The sequence below is a fragment of the Paenibacillus montaniterrae genome (assembly GCF_018403185.1).
Classification (GTDB): domain Bacteria; phylum Bacillota; class Bacilli; order Paenibacillales; family Paenibacillaceae; genus Pristimantibacillus; species Pristimantibacillus montaniterrae.
This window is the reverse complement of the sequence record NZ_BOSE01000002.1, coordinates 685,450-702,328: the sequence shown is the minus strand read 5'-3', so window position 1 is coordinate 702,328 and position 16,879 is coordinate 685,450. Positions and strand designations below refer to the sequence as shown.

General features: G+C 47.2%; 13 protein-coding genes and 1 pseudogene. 10 read left to right on the top strand and 4 right to left on the bottom strand.

Going from position 1 to position 16,879, the window contains the following annotated elements; translation table 11 throughout:
- Nucleotides 1-2: 2 nt before the first annotated feature.
- Nucleotides 3-1,670: a sensor histidine kinase gene (locus KJS52_RS08770; protein ID WP_246563324.1), complete on the bottom strand. Its 1,668-nt coding sequence runs from the start codon at nucleotides 1,668-1,670 to the stop codon at nucleotides 3-5.
- Between the two features lie 262 nt (nucleotides 1,671-1,932).
- Between KJS52_RS08770 and KJS52_RS08765 the strand changes: the two genes are divergently transcribed.
- Genes KJS52_RS08765 through KJS52_RS08755 form a run of 3 tightly spaced genes read left to right on the top strand, consistent with a single transcriptional unit; the run spans nucleotide 1,933 to nucleotide 8,262 of the window.
- Nucleotides 1,933-2,817 carry an ABC transporter permease gene (locus KJS52_RS08765; RefSeq protein ID WP_246563355.1) on the top strand — a complete coding sequence of 295 codons (885 nt, stop codon included), beginning with the start codon at nucleotides 1,933-1,935 and terminating at the stop codon, nucleotides 2,815-2,817.
- 17 nt (nucleotides 2,818-2,834) lie between these two features.
- Nucleotides 2,835-3,713, top strand: coding sequence for a carbohydrate ABC transporter permease (locus KJS52_RS08760; protein ID WP_213514348.1), 879 nt, complete (start codon nucleotides 2,835-2,837; stop codon nucleotides 3,711-3,713).
- A 28-nt stretch (nucleotides 3,714-3,741) separates the two neighbouring features.
- Nucleotides 3,742-8,262 carry a carbohydrate binding domain-containing protein gene (locus KJS52_RS08755; protein ID WP_246563322.1) on the top strand — a complete coding sequence of 1,507 codons (4,521 nt, stop codon included), beginning with the start codon at nucleotides 3,742-3,744 and terminating at the stop codon, nucleotides 8,260-8,262.
- Nucleotides 8,263-8,449: 187 nt separating this feature from the next.
- Here the strand turns inward: KJS52_RS08755 and KJS52_RS08750 are convergent, their stop codons facing one another.
- Complete coding sequence (locus tag KJS52_RS08750) at nucleotides 8,450-9,037, bottom strand: TetR/AcrR family transcriptional regulator (RefSeq protein ID WP_213514347.1); 588 nt, start codon at nucleotides 9,035-9,037, stop codon at nucleotides 8,450-8,452.
- Nucleotides 9,038-9,330: 293 nt separating this feature from the next.
- Between KJS52_RS08750 and KJS52_RS08745 the strand changes: the two genes are divergently transcribed.
- Nucleotides 9,331-9,990, top strand: a complete 660-nt coding sequence (locus tag KJS52_RS08745) for a nitroreductase family protein (protein WP_213514346.1) — start codon at nucleotides 9,331-9,333, stop codon at nucleotides 9,988-9,990.
- A 119-nt stretch (nucleotides 9,991-10,109) separates the two neighbouring features.
- On the opposite strand, the pseudogene KJS52_RS08740 reads toward KJS52_RS08745, so the two are convergent.
- Nucleotides 10,110-11,095: pseudogene (locus KJS52_RS08740) on the bottom strand (cytochrome P450).
- A gap of 151 nt (nucleotides 11,096-11,246) precedes the next feature.
- Between KJS52_RS08740 and KJS52_RS08735 the strand changes: the two are divergent.
- Complete coding sequence (locus KJS52_RS08735) at nucleotides 11,247-11,924, top strand: YdeI/OmpD-associated family protein (RefSeq protein WP_213514345.1); 678 nt, start codon at nucleotides 11,247-11,249, stop codon at nucleotides 11,922-11,924.
- Between the two features lie 120 nt (nucleotides 11,925-12,044).
- Here the strand turns inward: KJS52_RS08735 and KJS52_RS08730 are convergent, their stop codons facing one another.
- Nucleotides 12,045-12,746, bottom strand: coding sequence for a DUF4097 family beta strand repeat-containing protein (locus KJS52_RS08730; protein WP_213514344.1), 702 nt, complete (start codon nucleotides 12,744-12,746; stop codon nucleotides 12,045-12,047).
- A 173-nt stretch (nucleotides 12,747-12,919) separates the two neighbouring features.
- Here KJS52_RS08730 and KJS52_RS08725 point away from each other — a divergent pair, with 173 nt between their 5' ends.
- From KJS52_RS08725 to KJS52_RS08705, 5 genes are all read left to right on the top strand, one after another.
- The gene (locus KJS52_RS08725; protein ID WP_213514343.1) at nucleotides 12,920-13,066 is read left to right on the top strand and encodes a hypothetical protein; all 147 of its coding nucleotides are present in this window, start codon (nucleotides 12,920-12,922) and stop codon (nucleotides 13,064-13,066) included.
- Nucleotides 13,067-13,100: 34 nt separating this feature from the next.
- A complete protein-coding gene (locus KJS52_RS08720) occupies nucleotides 13,101-13,874 on the top strand; it encodes a MerR family transcriptional regulator (protein WP_213514467.1) in 774 nt (257 codons plus the stop codon).
- Nucleotides 13,871-14,527: a GAP family protein gene (locus tag KJS52_RS08715; RefSeq protein WP_213514342.1), complete on the top strand. Its 657-nt coding sequence runs from the start codon at nucleotides 13,871-13,873 to the stop codon at nucleotides 14,525-14,527. The genes KJS52_RS08720 and KJS52_RS08715 overlap by 4 nt, the downstream gene beginning before the upstream one ends.
- Before the next feature lie 191 nt (nucleotides 14,528-14,718).
- Nucleotides 14,719-15,543: a carbohydrate ABC transporter permease gene (locus KJS52_RS08710; protein ID WP_213514341.1), complete on the top strand. Its 825-nt coding sequence runs from the start codon at nucleotides 14,719-14,721 to the stop codon at nucleotides 15,541-15,543.
- A gap of 28 nt (nucleotides 15,544-15,571) precedes the next feature.
- The gene (locus tag KJS52_RS08705) at nucleotides 15,572-16,870 is read left to right on the top strand and encodes an extracellular solute-binding protein (RefSeq protein ID WP_213514340.1); all 1,299 of its coding nucleotides are present in this window, start codon (nucleotides 15,572-15,574) and stop codon (nucleotides 16,868-16,870) included.
- Nucleotides 16,871-16,879: the final 9 nt, after the last annotated feature.

The following is a 16,879-nucleotide window of genomic DNA, read 5'->3' as shown; positions in this document are numbered from 1 at the left end:
CTCTATTCGTTTGCTTTGTCTTGCCACGTAATATCGACTCTAACACCGCCCAGCGAGGAGTGGCTGTAGGTTAGCCCGGCTGGTTCACCAAACAAATAGGTTATGCGCTGATGAACATTCCAGGTTCCGCAGCCGATGTTTTCATCTAGCGGCTTGAGCAGATTGCGACGCATGAGCTCCAGCTGCTCATCAGTCATGCCGAGTCCGCTATCTTCAACCGTAATCGTATAGCGATCGCCTTGGCAATCGCCGTAAATTTTTATTTCACCATTTTCCGCCTTGGGCTCCAGCCCATGAAGTATAGCGTTTTCAACTATCGGCTGCAAGGTTAGCCGCGGCACAGTTTTGTTTAATATAGCATGAGGCACATCGATTGTAAATTGCATCCGCTCCAGTCTGAGAGATTGGATTTCCAAGTAGTTTGTTACCATTTTCAGCTCCTCACCGATGGTCGCCATATCATTTTCTGTCCGCGTAATATAGCGATAATACTCCCCCAAATTCAATGCCATTGCCACGACAGCCTGCTCGTTTTTCATGCGTGCCATATTTTTGATGTAGAACAGACAATTATACAGAAAATGAGGATTGATCTGCGATTGCAGCTGCTTTAAAGTCGCTTCGCGGCGACGCAGCTTCTCCTCGTACACATTCTCGATCAGCTCCTGAATACGCTGGGCCATAATGTTGAAGCGGGCGAATAACAGGCTGAATTCATTGCGTGCCGAGTAATCGAGACGCACTGAAAAGTCGCCGCCAGACAAGCGATTGGTTCCTCTTACCAGCTGCAGAAGCGGCATTTGGACGCTGCGGTACAAGGCAAAGAGCACGATAGTGCTCATGACGACGAGAACCGCGACAGACACGTAAAACAAATTTCTACTGCTTGTTATTGGGCGCAATATTTGCTGCATCGGCACATAGTCCACGTAATACCAGTCCAGGCTTTTGGACTTTATATACGAGACGTAATATTCCGTATTGTCAAGCTTCGTGCGAAAGCCTCCGCTATCAAGCAGCTGCGACGTGCGCAATTGCTCCGCCAATATCGTCATTAGCGCATCATTTGCCGTGCTGTTGCTTATTAAACCCAATTCAGGATGAAATAGAAAAGGATCTCCGTTATTGTTCAGTTTGTTTTGATTAAGCAGAACAGCAAGATGATTGGTTGGAAAGCTGATTTTCGTAATTAGTCTCGCCTTGCTTGGATCAGACATTGCGGTAGTCGGATCGGTTGTATGCCACACAAACTGATCATCGGCATAGGTCCATGATTGTGCAAACGGCTCTGTAAATTCATCTTCCCTGTACGGAATTGACGCATAATAATCGGTCGATATGACCTGCTTCATACGAGGAAAATATAACGTAATGGTAGAATGCCATTTGCTTGCTGCATTGTATAAATTGATTTTTTCCAAAATAGCTCCGTTAAGCCGGACAAGCTCATACGGCACATCCTTGTAATCAGGACGCTGATACTCTTGAATGCTGGAGTCCTGCCCGATCGACATTCCATAAAGCGACAATTGATAGATATTGGATTCTACCGAATCGGCAAAAGTAGATAAGCGGTTCGTCGTATTGTTCTGGATTTCTTGCTCAATAACACGCACGCTTTCCCGGTTGGAATAGGTGTAGATGGACAGTACGAGCAAGAGCAGCAGCAATATGAGCAGCGTAATTTTCGTAAAAACATTTAAGCGGGCAAACAGAGTGACCCCTCCTTAATCTAGTTAAAATATCAATATCGTTGTTGCAATATTAGGATATAGATCGCAATTCGACGTTGCTATAATCGTACTATACAAGGTCTGGACGACCTAGAAAAGACAAAATTTCAAAAACATGGAGGGTGTAGGGGTGAAGGATCTTACCTTAAAAACAGAAAACAAGCTTGCACAGCCGCTTAAGACAAGGCAGCGCTGGAACATGAAACGCAATTGGCCACTGCATATGATGCTTGTACCCGCGGTGCTGCTCGCAATCGTATTCCAGTACGTGCCGATGGGCGGCATCATTATTGCATTTCAGGATTTTAAGCCATGGCTCGGCTTTACTGGCTCGAAATGGGTTGGTCTGGAAAATTTTCGCTACTTGTTTCTATATCCTGATGTAGACAAGGTAATATGGAACACGCTTATTATAGCGGTTTTCAAAATCGTTGCGGGGCTTGTTGCTCCTTTAAGCTTTGCGATATTGCTCAATGAAATTCGCTGGATGGCGTTCAAACGAGTTAGCCAAACGCTAGTGTATTTACCGCATTTTTTATCCTGGGTTATTCTTGGCGGAATTTTGCTCGATATACTTTCTCCTCAAGGGGGAATGGTGAACAAGCTTATCGTAGCGCTCGGCGGAGAGCCGATCTTTTTCCTCGGAGACGGCAACTGGTTCCGCTTCACGCTCATTGTAAGTGATGTGTGGAAGGAATTTGGCTTCGGCACAATTGTATTTCTTGCTTCTCTTGCCGGCATCAATCCTGCCTTGTATGAGGCGGCGGAAGTCGATGGAGCGAACCGCTTTAAGCAGACGCTGCACATTACGCTGCCAGCGCTAATGCCAATTACGATCGTGCTTATGACGCTTTCGCTCGGCAATATTTTGAATGCCGGCTTCGATCAAGTGTTCAACCTGTATAACCCGCTAGTTTACGATAAAGGAGATATTATCGATACATTTGTTTATCGTCTGGGCATTCTTAACGGGAAAATGAGCTTTGCGACAACGGTTGGCCTATTTAAATCAGTCGTCGGCACCATTCTAATCATTGTTTCATACAGGCTGGCGTATAAGCTTGCTAATTATCGCGTGTTTTAGAAGAAGGAGGAACTTGCTTGTATTACAAAACGAAAGGCTACAAATTGTTCAGCATAGTGAACTACATCTTTATTGCGATTCTATCACTGCTTTGCATCCTGCCGATCATTCATATTTTGGCGGTGTCGTTCAGCAGCATGGCTCCGGCTTCTGCCAATCTGGTTGGCTTCTGGCCGATTGGCTTTACGACCGATGCGTACGAGAAAACATTTGGCAACTCAAACTTTTTGAACTCGCTTGTCGTTTCGGCAGAGCGAACGGTGATCGCTACTGTAATTGGCATGGTGATCGTGCTAATTACCGCATTTCCGTTGTCGAAGGAAGATGCGAATTTTAAGGGCCGATCGATGTACACCTGGTTTTTTGTGTTTACGATTTTATTTAGCGGCGGCTTGATCCCAAGCTATATTTTGGTGCAAAAGCTTGGGCTGATGGATTCAATATGGGCGCTAATTTTGCCGGGCGCATTGTCTGTATGGAACGTCGTTTTGATGATGAACTTCTACAGAGGGCTGCCGAAGGAGCTGGAGGAAGCTGCTTACTTGGATGGGGCCGGGCAGTTCAAAACGTTGATGCTGGTCTATATTCCGCTATCGTTGCCAGCGATTGCAACCTTGTCGCTGTTTACGATGGTTTTTCATTGGAACGCCTGGTTTGACGGAATGATTTATATGTCAGACATAAAAAATTATCCGCTGGCCTCATTGCTGCAAACGATTATTGTGCAGCAGGACTTTAGCAAGATCAATGTCGACGCATCAATGCTGGAGAACGTTTCACAGCGTACGGTACGCGCAGCGCAAATCTTTATCGGAGCGCTTCCGATTTTGCTTGTGTATCCATTTTTGCAGCGCTTTTTCGTGAAGGGCTTAGTAATAGGTGCAGTCAAGGAATAAGGTGAACTCAAATTAAGGGGGATAAACGATGAGGAGATGGACGGCATTGCTTTTGACAGGTTGCTTGACGCTAACGCTTATTAGCCCAACAACCTATGCAGCACAAAGCGGGCAGGAGGAAGACATGCAGCAGCATGCTGGGCAAAGTGCCCAGCAGCATGCTGAGCAAAGTACCCAGCAGCTTGCTGAGCAAAGCGCCCAGCAAGCGCAACATGAGCAGGCTGCAAGGTTTAACGATATGTCGGGGCATTGGGCACAGTCAGCAGTGCAGCATATGACTGCATTAGAGCTGTTGAATGGCTATCAAGATGGCAGCTTTAGACCAGAGCGCAGCATTAGCAGGGCAGAATTTGTTGCAGTGCTTGATCGTATGTTTGGCTTTACCGGTCAAGGCTCCGACCAATTTGTCGATCTTGCAGCTGCTGATTGGTACTATGAGGCGATGCTGCGAGCGAACGGCTCAGGCATTATTCAAGGTGTAGACAGCACACATTTGGCGCCAGCTGCTTCACTTACGAGAGAGGACGCTGTAGTAATGCTTGACCGCGCTTTTCAGCTATCTGCTGATACTGAAGCTGCGGAACAGCTGCATCAATTTTCGGATTATGATGACTTGTCCAGCTATTCCAGGAAAGCGTTTACTTATTTTATCAATGAAAAAATAATGAATGGCTATAACGGCAAGCTGCAGCCTAAAGCACCGATTACACGAGCAGAAACCGCGAAGCTGCTTTCATCGATGGTTGCACATATTGTTGGCTCATCCAGCACGTATGCTGACCAAAGCATAACAGGCAATTTAATTGTGCGCTCGGCGGATGCTTCGCTGCAAAACGTTAATATACGAGGGAATTTATTGCTTGCTGAAGGGATCGGAGACGGAGAGGTGACGCTTGAGGGCGTCACGGTAACAGGCAGCGTTATTATTAAAGGCGGCAGCTCGATCAAGATTAAAAATTCCGAGCTTCATAGAATGATAATCGACAAAGCTGGCAATCCGCTGCACGTGAGATTTACTGATTCAAGCGAAGCGACAAGCGTAAGTGTGCAGCAGCAGGCACAGATTGATATTTCGCGCAATAGCTCGCTTGGCTCACTGACAATCAATAAGCAGGCTCATCAAACTGTCGTAAATAGTGAGGGAGCGATTAACGAAATGAGCGTTGATGCGAATGATGTCATAGTCAATGGTAAGAAGCTGGCAGCGGGCGACCGAATTTCCATGCAGCCTAAGCCAGCTGATTCTGATGCCGGGACAGGAACGCCGCAGCAGCCGACAAATCCAGCCAACCCCACTAACCCAACGAATCCAACCAATCCTACTAATCCAATTGGCGAAAAACCGGTAGCATCAACAACTATACCGGATCATCAATGGGAGCTGGTTTGGCAGGACGAATTTAATGGCTCGACTGTTGACAGCGCCAAATGGACCGTCATGGATACTGGTCTCGTCTACAACAATGAGCTGCAATACTATAGTCCGAACAATGTAAGCATCGTCAAAGATAATGATCGCAGTGTCCTGCAAATCGAGGCAAAAAAGGGCGGGTATGAAGGAAAAGCATACAGCTCAGGCAAGCTGATCACAATGGGCAAAGGCGATTGGACTTACGGCAAAATAGTTGTGCGCGCCAAGCTGCCTATTCAGCAAGGGATGTGGCCGGCGATTTGGATGATGCCGACAGACGAAGCGCACTACGGCGGCTGGCCTGCTTCGGGTGAGATTGACATTATGGAGCTAATTGGAGGCGAGCAGAATCAGAACCAAAGCCGCGTCTACAGCACCTTGCATTTTGACAGCAAGGATGCTGACGGCGTGCATGGGCATGATCAAGGCAGCACCGTTCTTCCTGAAGGACAAACCTTTGCTGATGATTATCATGATTTCCAAGTGGAATGGCTGCCAGGCGTAATTCGTTTCTATATGGATGGCAAGCTGCATCATGAGGTGAGTGACTGGCAGACCAAGGCGGCAGGCCAGCCGGAATATTATACGTACCCGGCACCATTTGATCGTCCGTTTTATTTAATATTAAATTTGGCGGTTGGCGGAGACTGGCCGGGATCGCCGAACAGCGATTTCGAGTCTGAAACGATGAAGGTTGATTTCGTGCGCGTTTATTCCTACAAGGATTTGGAGCAATGGCCGGATGTAACAGGCAATCCGCCAATACCAGCGAAAAAGCGCGAGCCGCAAGCGGACGGCAATCAGCTTTATAACGACAAGTTTGCCGAAGCAACCGCAGCAGACGGAGTGCCAAGCAGCTGGGAGTTTATTGAAAATGCTGGCGGCGCCGGCACAGTAGAAGTGGTCGATGATGAGCAGAAGGGCAAGGCAGCGCAAATAAGCATTGAACATGCTGGTACGGAAAGCTACTCCATCCAGTTAACGCAAATGCCGATTTTTGTAGAGAAGAACAAAAAATATAAAGTGACCTTTGATGCCAAAGCTGCTGCTGCACGCACGATGATGTCCAAGGTGACACAGTTCCAGAAAAACTGGACCAATTACTCGGGCGAGAAGGTGTTTGAGCTCACAACGGACTGGAAGACTTATGAATATGAATTTGATATGAGAGCAAGCTCAGACAACAATGCCAGATTTGAATTTAATATGGGCCTGCATGATGCAACGGTCTCGCTGGCTAACGTTAAACTTGTTGAGCTGGGCGATGCTGGTCCGCTGCCAGAGCAGCCAAGCGAACGAGTACCGCTGCTTGATGGCAATTTGATTTACAATGGTACATTTGATCAGGGTAAAGCTCGTCTTGCGTTCTGGACCAGCCGCATCGCTGCAGATGCTGGCGCTCAAGCTGAAGTTAGTGTCAATAACTTTTTGAAGTTCCCAATTATGGAACGTCAGCTAGTGGTCGATGTAACTGCCAGCAATGGCGACCCTAAAGATGTTATTGTAGGACAGTCGAATTTGCAGCTTGAAGCGAACACGACCTATGGGCTTTCCTTTGAAGCGAAGGCTGATGCGCCAAGATCATTGGATATTGATCTCGTCGGTGAAAGCAGCAATTCGATTCAAATTCTCCAAGGGAAAACGGTTCAGCTTGATACGGAGCTGCAAAGCTATACGGCAGAAATTGTTATAGGTGAAGGAGAAGCAATTTCCGCATATGAGCTTCAATTGCTGTTTGGCGGAGCAGAAGGCACTGCTTATGTTGACAATGTACGTCTGGTGAAGCGCGGCGCTCCAGTATCAGTGAGCGGCTATGCACATGTGCCGGCTACACAAGCATGGGCGATGCAGGGCTTGCAGCTGGAAAACTCCAGCGAGGGCGGCAAGCATGTTGCTTATATGGATGAAGGAGATTTACTGCAATATAAGCTTGAAGCGAAGCAGACCGGCGATTATATCGTATCGGCTCGTCTTGCTAGTGAGGATGCAGGCTCCCACGTTAAATTCAGCGTGAAAAATGATCGCGGTGAAACGATTGCTCATTCCACGCTCAAGCTGGGCAGCACTGGCGGATGGCAAACCTATCAAACGGTTTATTTCCCGGCGGTACAGCTGGAAGCAGGGCACAGCTACTATATTGATTTTGCAGGCGCTAATTACAACACCCTTTGGCTTGATATTTCGCAAAACAAAGTGCAAAACGGCAAGCTTGCCGCAGATTTAGATAAATGGGAGCTCATTCCGCATGACCTGCAGACATCACGCTCAGAGGATGGCGAGCTCGCAATTGAACTGCCAGGCACAAGCACGCAGTGGTGGGATGCCTTGCTGCAGCAAAGCAATATCGTGCTTGAACAAGGCAAGCATTACAGGCTGGAATTTGATGCAGCTGCTTCGTCCAATAAAAAGCTGCAGGTTGTCCTCTCGCAAAGCAGTGGTGAATTTGCAAAGTATATGGAGAAGGAAGCTGAGCTAACCGAAGGCAAGCAGCATTTCATCTATGAGCTGGCAATGAAAGATCAAACGGATGCGGCAGCTGTACTGGCATTTGGTTTGGGCCATGCTGCTGAACAGGATGGCATTCACACAGTATCGATTAGCAATGTGATGCTGTTCGAGGTTAATCCGAAGGCGGATCAAGGGGGACAGCCGATCAATGTCAACTTGATAAGCAACGGAGATTTTGCCAAAGGAACGGAAGGCTGGCAGGCTTATGCCGCAGGCGATCAAAGCCAGATTGCGATAAATGCGGTTAATCGCCAGCTTCAAGCGGCAATCGGCAGTGCTGGAGACAATCCGTGGGATCGCCAGGTGATTCATGAAGGCTTTGCGATTCAACAAGGCTCTCGCTATACACTCAGCTTTAAAGCGAAGGCTGAAAAGGATAGAGCGCTAGCAATCGGAGTCGGCTGGGTAGATGTTGACAATAACTATCAGTGGCATGGCTATTTTGGACAGCAGGTAGAATTAACAAGCGAAGAGCAGCTGTTCACGTTTACCTTCGATGCTGCCGCAGACAGCTACCCGAACGCGCGAATCTCATTTGACATGGGCAATCTTTCAGGTGAGCATGATGGGCAAAATACAATTACGTTATCTGATGTCAGCCTGGTTAATATTGGCGCAGCTGGGCAATAGCATTTAATTCAGACTGCTTCGTAAAGCATTCCTCCAGTCGCTTTTAAACCCTAATGCTCCTCTTGTTTATAGTTAGAGGTGACATTAGGGTTTGAAGGCGACTATTTGCGTTTTGTGGAATTGATCTGTTCCTTCGCTTCAGCTTCTTGGTTACTGCTTCAAGCAGACTGGCTGCCATCCTGCTGGATTAGCTTGCATCCAGCAGCGAAAGGATGGATGTGATGGAATTATCGACAAATGCACGTTCAGGGCGCGATTTCATCAACACATTTAACCCAACCATGTGGACGACGAATGTTTGTGCCAAGGCCCTTGCATTCAAACCTTCCTTTAATTCACCTGATTGTATGCCGCGTTCAATCGTTTCCTGAAAGATGACGGCGAGGTACATTTCATGCTCTCTAGTAATGATTTCAAATTTCTCATCATGGGGGGCAAGCTCTACTATCGTATTGGTGCAAAAACATCCACAATTAGGCCCCTCTCCATATTGCGAGGCAACCAAACTATTAAAAAAAGCGCGAAACGCTTCCTTCACAGATGAGTGGTTAGCCAGTCGAGTGCGGATATACGCGGTACGGGATTGCGTATATTTGCGCAGTGCTCTTTCGAATAGTTCCTTTTTATCTCCAAAGGCTGCATATATGCTCGGCCGTTGAATGCCCATTTTAGCGGTCAGGTCGCTTAACGAGGTCGCTTCATATCCCTTTTCCGAGAACAGCAGTATTGCAGCATCGAGTGCTTTGTTTTCATCAAATTCACGAAGTCTGGCCATAGCAACCTCCATTATTTTGTAACGTAAAGTATACAATTATTATAGAATCGAAATAAAGCGCTGTCAAACAAACGGACCCGAAAATATATTGGAAATGCAACAAGAGCTATTGACACGCGATGCTTTTGGCAGTATATTTTAGTTGAAATTGTGTACTGAATGGTATATTATTTTTATGGTATAAAAAAGTAAGTTGATACAAAAAATGAAGTTGACATTGTAAGAGGAGAAGTATACACTACCGATATACAATTTTAATCCGATAAAAACTATTGGGAAAGAAGGAATAAATAATGAGTGAAGCAGTAAAAGTGCAGCAACCAACTTTTGATGAGGTTATTCGTGAACGTCATTCTGTTCGTGCCTATGATCCGGAGTTCAAGCTAACGGAAGGAGAACTTCGTTCCTTGCTTGAAGATGCCATTTTGGCGCCATCCTCCTCCAATCTTCAGCCTTGGCGCTTTTTAGTTATTCATGATCAAGCATTAAAGGAAAAGCTGTTTCCAATCGCTAACAATCAAGAGCAAGTAAAAACATCTTCAGCTGTGATCGCCGTGCTGGCTGATCTTGAAGGCTTCAGAAATGCTGAGCTTATTTACAGCCGTGCTGTAGAGAAGGGCTATATGCCAGAAAGCATCATTACAAGCTATGTTGCACGCATTTCGGCTTACTACAGCGAAGATCTTGCACGCTACCGTGATACCGCACTGGTTGATGCGGGACTCATTTCGATGCAGCTAATGCTTGCCGCAAAAGCAAGAGGGCTTGATACTGTACCAATGGGCGGTTTTCAAGCTGATAAATTTATCGAAGCCTTTGAAGTGCCTGCCAATTTCCATCCAGTTATGCTAATTGCAGTAGGCAAGGCAGCTGGAGAGCCACGTAAAACCGAGCGCTTGTCTGTTGACGAGGTTGCCTATTGGAATGCCTTCACTGGCAGTTCTGTAAAGTAAGCAGCTAGTTGCAGCAGGGCATGGTCTTAATCCAGTCCAAACGAAAAAATCCGTTTCCTATGCTTAAGGAAGTAATCGTCCAGAGCAAGGTAACGGATTTTTTCATAATGCAGCGACAATTATATGCGTTTAACATTGCTCATAACAAAGCCGCTTTCAGGATAAGTCGGCATACGGTTCAGCTTGTAGTTTAAATCCTGGGCAGGCACCTCATACTCGATCTGATTGACAAGGAAATCGAGGGTCGCTTTCATGAGTTCGACTGTTATGCCTTCGCCTGGACAACGATGTCCTTGAGCTGGATCGCCTCCGCCTTGTGGAACAAACATGAACGGATTTTCCTGCCAATCCTTATTAAAGCGCTCTGGTCGAAATTCTTCTGGACGCTCCCAAATTCGCGGGTCGTGATTTGTGCCAGCGGATTGCCATCCAGCTCCTTAAAGAATGCCATTGTATGAAGGACTGAGCCTTTCTCTGCTTTCAGCTTGCCAGCCCGTACATCTTCAATGATTTGCTCCATCCACTGCTCGGAATGAGCTCTAGCTCTTCTTCCCTTCCAATGACGCGGACCAACAGCACCAAACGCATCAACCATGGCAGCAAACTCTTCCGCTCGCACCTTTACTTCAGCTTCCTGTAGCGGTACGCCAGCCCAATGGCAGGCAATGCGGCACAGTATTTCCTTTGCTTCATCAAACAGCACAATATTGTCAGCAAGCTCCCATCTGACAGCCGCCGCCTGCCATTGCTCCAGTGCAAGCTTGGCCAGCTGTTTTTCGGCTGAAGGGGTTAACAATGACAGAAAAAGCTGCTTGCGCTGCAAATGCTCCTTGCCATCCTTCGTTTGAATCGCGTTAACGCCAAACAATGTTTTTTGTACCCTTTTTGGTGCAGCACCTTTTCGCTGAAACCGTTCAGCATCGTAAAACAGCTTGACGGCTTCCTCACCACTTATGCAAATGACATGCTGCCCGAGCAGCCGTGCTTCAAACAGATCGGAGTGGTAGCGCTCGACTCTGTTTTTTATAAAAAGATAGCCTTCCTCAGCAAGCGCTGGAAGATTATCAAGGCTTTTGTCATGGGGAATGGGGGGATTAACGGACATCGATATCCTCTCCTTTAACAGCCGCTATAACCATGTATTGGTATCCCCTGATGTGCCTGCCTTTATGCAGCATTTGTACGTGCCATACTAAGATGTAGTACAATATGAGCAGTAGATGAACGCCACAACACGAATTTGGAGGTTTCGAGATATGTCCAAAACGATCGTAGAAAAATTGAATTTGCCAAAATATAAGAAAGTGACTGTATTGAATAAACCAGAGGGTGAAGACAGCTTGGCTGAACTGGTCGAGTTTGATACAGAACTAGCAAGCGACAAGTATGATCTCATTTTTGCCTATACGCTCGATATGGAGTCGCTGCAAGCAGTCGTAAAGCAGGTGCTAGATAAAGATTGCCTGGACAAAAGCGGCTATTTGTATGCGGCATACCCGAAAAAAGGCAATAAGGTATATCCGACATACATTCACCGCGACAGTCTGTTTGCCGGGCTAGGGGCTGATGAGGATGGATATATCGGAGACAGCAGCTTGAAATTCGCGCGCATGGTTGGCATGAATGATGTGTTTACCGTTGTAGGCTTCAAGCCGGAGGCGCGTAAGCCGAACAAGACAGCCTCCAAGTCCAAGCCTAGCCAGCGAGTGGACGATTATGAAGCAATGATTCCGGAGATTGAAAAGGATTTGCAGGCTGCACCCGAGCAGCTGGCCTTTTACAAAACGCTAACACCAGGCTACCAAAAGGACTGGGCCCGCTATGTTTATAGTGCTGTGCAGGAAAGCACAAGAGCAAAGCGCCGCGTTGAAATGATCAAGGTTCTAGGCGAGGGCTATAAAAGCATGGAGCTGTATCGTCAGAACAAGCGGTAGAAGACAAGCAGTTTAAACTGAGTCTAAGAGGGAAGGGGCATTCGCAGTGTCATGCTTCTGATGCTGCGAATACCCCTTTGAAACGAACAGCAATAGCAGTCACGTCTGCCATCAACTTCTTTAACGCTTTGAGTTAACCGTAATGTTTCCTGATTTTGTTTCAAGCTCGACCTTAACCGAGCCAGCGCCTGTTATTCCTGCTGTGCGTCCTTTTTTCTCCTCTTGCTTATCAAGAGGAAAGCCGATAGATCGTCTTCCGCTTTTCGTTTGCAGCAGCCAATTTGCGTCAAGCTTCTCTTCTTCTACTTGCACGCTTACATTGCCGCTATGGAGAGAGACGGTCAAATCATTGTTAAGCTCGGCATATTCAAGCACCACATTTCCACTTTTTCCACGAATATCGAGTTGATGGGATTGCAGCTGTTTTCCTTTCACATTACCCGATGAGCCCTTCACAACGACCTTCCCTTTAAAATGAGACGGGACAACAACATGAAGCTGTGGCTTTTTTCCAAGATTGAGGATTTGCGTGACACTGTCCTTTAAACGGATATTTAGCGAGCTTTGTCCTTCTTCGACAATAATCCCACCTTTACCGCGAGGCAGCAGCAAGCTTGCCTGGAGCGAATCAATCTCCGCTACCTCCAACTGAAGCGGGGTACTGCCGTGATCAATTTCCACCGTATCAACATTTTCAAGTGTGGCATGTCGAACCTCATCAGCCGACTCAGCACTGCTGGCACAGCCGCTCAGAACTAGTAAAGCAGCGAGCAGCAATAGCAGAGCAAGACTGCTCGCTTGCCGATAGCTTATAAGCTTCATAGAAAGCACCTCCCTTATGAAAGCATACTCGGTTACGCAGCGTCACTTTCAAGGGCCAATTTTCAAGCTTGAAAGTGACGCTGCGTCATTTTGTATAATGAGGACGATGAAGACGGTTGAGTGATCCGAAGGGGTTAAGCTTGCGATTCACTGACAGGAAAGGAGAGTTGGTTATGAATAAGGGAGATGTAGCGATCTATGCTTGTGTCATTATCGGCGCAGGCATAGGCTTGTATTTGGGAAGTGCGATTCCTGGCGTTTTAATTGGACTTGGCATCGGCTATCTAATCAAAATGAACATGAAGCGAGACCATGAGTAATAATGAACAATACGGAGGGAGTGAAGGCAATATGCTGATCCCTATTCAGCAGGTGGCAAAGCAAATCGGCATTTCAGTGCGAACACTACGGTATTACGATCAAATTGGCCTGCTGCCAACAATGGCTAAAACGGAAGGAGGCCACCGTTTATATACAGAGGAAGACTTAAAAAAGCTGCAGCAGATCCTGTTTCTGAAGGAGATGGGATTTCGACTCGATGACATTAAGCAAATGCTGCAAAAGCAAGACTGGAACTGGGCATCGTCGTTAAAAAGTCAGCTCGCCTACGTTCAGAAGGAGCAGGAAAGACTGAGGAGCATGGAGCTATCGCTGCGGGAGTTGATTAGCGGTGTGGCGGTGGATGGAGCAGAAAATGTTGTAGCTTTGCAAAAGCTGATCAGGCTTTCAGGACAGGATAAGGCTAAGCAGATCGCTTTTAAATCAGCGCTGCTCAATGACAAGGAGCTTGATCTATGGCAGCGGCTGCCGCATATGAACGCGGCAGATCCGCATTCGATGGAGTGGATTGCGTTGCTGGCGCAAGTAAAGCAGGTTATGGTTGAAGGTACTTCTTCGCCCAAAGTTCAAAGCATCATTAGACGGATGTGCGAAAAGATGGACGAACAATTCGGCGATGAGCCAGAGTTTCTGGACAAGCTGTGGGAGCTGCGCAAATCGCCAGCTTCATCCGAGCAACTTGGCTTCTATCCGATTGAGCAGAACGTAATCGCATTTCTGGATGAAGCATTCGCTTTTTATGACGCCAATACGACTGCAGTTCAGCGGAAGGGAGAAGCTGCGCCATGAGCATTCAGCTAATTGCGACAATCGGGGGGCTGGCCCTGCTCGATACGCTCAGTCCAGCGACGATTGGCGTCACGATTTATTTGCTACTAAGTGAAAGGCGGCAGCTTGCCTCCCGATTATTTGTCTATGTAGCCGTAGTAGCTGGCGTATACTTTACACTCGGCGTATGCATGATGCTCGGGCTTGATGCAGTTGCTGGAGCAGCTGCTTCTATTTTTGAAAATCGTGTAATAAGCTGGGTGCTGTTTAGCGTCGGCGCCATTCTGTTTATTGCCAGCTTCTTTGTGCCAACGAAGAAAAAAAGAGAGCTGCCGCAGGTTAAAGCACGCAGCCTCGGCGCAATGGCTGCGCTTGGTCTTACAACCTCCATCGTTGAAGCAGGCTCAGCTTTTCCGTATTTTGCGGCGATTGGCTTAATGGTTAGCTCCGAGCTGAACGTGCTTCAATGGCTGCCGCTGCTGCTTGGCTACAACTTTATAATGGTATTGCCGCCCATTGCACTATACATGCTTCATATACTATTTGGACGCAGCATGCAGCAGACGCTCAACAAGCTGCGGGAAAAGGCAGCAAGCTTGTCGGGCTCAGCACTCTCATGGATCATGTGCATAGTCGGCCTCTTGCTCATATTTAATACGCTGGATTATTTGTAAAGCTTCCAGCAAATCTCAAAGGTGTTGTGCCAGAAGTCATTCCCCAATGACCTCTGGCACAACACCTTTTTTGCATTTCCTGCCAAAGCTCGTCTTAACCAATGCTTAATATGAGGATAACACACAGATTACACAACAAAATTATAGTAGTCGTATAGACGTCTAGACAAATGTGAGGGAAGGAGAACAATTTGAACAGGTTGAAAGCGACCCCTAAATACGTGGGCTTAATTGCAGTAGTGATCTGGGCATTGTTCCCAGTGTATTGGATGCTTGTTATTGCGACGCAGCGAGACGTATTTTCCGAGGTGTCGATCCTGCCGCGTGCGATTACGCTGGAGCATGTCATAAGCATTTTTACGAAAGAAAATTATATACTGCCGCTCATCAACAGCTTTACCGTTACAGTCGCATCGCTATTGATTGTACTGGTGTTCGGCTTGTCCTGTGCGTATGTGCTGGGACGCAGAACCTTTAGAGTAGGCTTTAAGAAAACGTTGCTGATCTGGATTTTGCTTGTTCGCGTGCTGCCGCCGATTACGTTTGCGCTGCCATTATACATATTAATGAACGACGCAGGGCTGCTGAACACGAAAATCCCTATTATATTGGCGCATATTTTAGTCAATTTGCCTTTAGTAATCTGGTTTATGATGGCGTTCTTCTACAGTGTGCCGGAGGAAATTGAGGAAAGCGCGAGAATCGATGGCGCTTCCGAATTTGCGATTTATAGCAAGGTTGTATTGCCGCTAGTGCTGCCAGGCATTGCCGCAATAACAATCCTTTCCTTTATGGCTTCATGGAATGAATATTTGTACAGCGTCATCTTTATTCAAAGTCCCGGACAATTTACGATTCCATTAAAGCTGGCTACGCTCAACAGCGAGCAGGAGCTGACCGAATGGGGCAAGGTCGCAAGCGGCGGCTTTATATCAATGATCCCGGTGCTGTTAACCGCCATCTTTATGCAGAAGCATCTTATGAACGGGTTAACGGCTGGAGCAGTAAAAGAATAGGTTAAACATTTAGGAGGATGGAGAAAACATGAGAAAAAGAATTGTAATTATGCTAAGTCTTACACTAGCAGCGTCGATTTTTACAGGCTGCCAATCAAACACTCAGTCTGGTGCTCAATCCAATGGTCAGTCCACTAATCAAACGAACAGTGAGTCCAATAGCAGCGCAAACAATCAGAGTAAAAGTGAAGGCAAGCTTGTCGTTGCAGCGAGAGGCGGCTCTCATGTTGCAGCGATGGAAGCAGTGAAAGCAGAGTTTGAGCAAGCGCATCATGCCAAAATTGAAATTATCGGACTGGAAGCTGCCGATTTGAAGCAAAAAATATCGCTTGACGCTAAAAATAAAAATGGCGCCTATGATTTGATTATGGCTGATGATCCGTGGATGCCGGAATTCAGTGAAGCGGGCATTTTCGCTAATCTATCTGAGCTGGGCGTAGAGGCGGACGCTGATTTCGAGGAGTCGTCGCTGGCGCTGGGCAAGCATCCATACGGTACAGGCGATTTGTACGCACTGCCTTTCTCCGGCAATGTGCAGCTATTTTTCTATAACAAGCAGCTGCTGGACAGCTACAGCGAAGAGGTGCCGCAAAGCTGGGAGGAAGTGCTTGAAATCGCCAATAAGGTTCATGCCGAAGGCGGTTTAACGGGCTATGTGATCCGCGGCCAGCAGGGGAACCCGATCGTGTCCGACTTCCTGCCTATTTTCTGGGCATATGGCGGACAAGTATTTGACGAGAATTGGAGCGCTCAAGTAGATTCCGAGGCTGGACGCCAAGCGTTGGATACGTATAGCAAGCTGCTTGCAGTCGGAGCGAACTACGAAACAACGGACATCGTTAGCTCAGTATCTGAAGGCCGCGCAGCTATGGCTTTAGGCTGGCCGTCTTGGTTTATTACTGGCGAAACGGCAAGCGCAGAATACGCACCGATTCCGTCCAAGGCTACTGCTGATGGACAAGCGGCTTCTACAGGGATGATCGGCAACTGGATGATGGGCGTAACAGCGAATTCGCAAAATCAAGAGCTTGCTGCTGACTTCCTCTCCTTCATTACAAGCAGCGAAACTCAGAAAAAGATGGTGGAGCACGGCGGAGTGCCAACGAGAAAAAGCGTTTATTTGGACAGCGAGCTTGCTGCTAAATACAAGCATTTCCCGGTTCAGCTAGAAGCGCTGCAAAACTCTGTTGCCAGACCAAGAACAGCTAAATGGTCGCGTGTAGAGGAAGCGCTTGGCGTAGAATTGTCGGCAGCGATTGCCGGAACCAAATCAATCGAGGCTGCGCTGGCTGATGCGAATGAAGCAATTAATCAAATTATGCAATAAGCGATATGC

Excerpts from the sequence above, each read along its gene's own strand:
- KJS52_RS08765 (WP_246563355.1), top strand. The coding sequence starts at position 1,933 with ATGAAACGCAATTGGCCACTGCATATGATGCTTGTACCCGCGGTGCTG.
- KJS52_RS08755 (WP_246563322.1), top strand. The coding sequence starts at position 3,742 with ATGAGGAGATGGACGGCATTGCTTTTGACAGGTTGCTTGACGCTAACG.
- KJS52_RS08750 (WP_213514347.1), bottom strand. The coding sequence starts at position 9,037 with ATGGCCAGACTTCGTGAATTTGATGAAAACAAAGCACTCGATGCTGCA.
- KJS52_RS08745 (WP_213514346.1), top strand. The coding sequence starts at position 9,331 with ATGAGTGAAGCAGTAAAAGTGCAGCAACCAACTTTTGATGAGGTTATT.
- KJS52_RS08735 (WP_213514345.1), top strand. The coding sequence starts at position 11,247 with ATGTCCAAAACGATCGTAGAAAAATTGAATTTGCCAAAATATAAGAAA.
- KJS52_RS08730 (WP_213514344.1), bottom strand. The coding sequence starts at position 12,746 with ATGAAGCTTATAAGCTATCGGCAAGCGAGCAGTCTTGCTCTGCTATTG.
- KJS52_RS08725 (WP_213514343.1), top strand. The coding sequence starts at position 12,920 with ATGAATAAGGGAGATGTAGCGATCTATGCTTGTGTCATTATCGGCGCA.
- KJS52_RS08715 (WP_213514342.1), top strand. The coding sequence starts at position 13,871 with ATGAGCATTCAGCTAATTGCGACAATCGGGGGGCTGGCCCTGCTCGAT.
- KJS52_RS08705 (WP_213514340.1), top strand. The coding sequence starts at position 15,572 with ATGAGAAAAAGAATTGTAATTATGCTAAGTCTTACACTAGCAGCGTCG.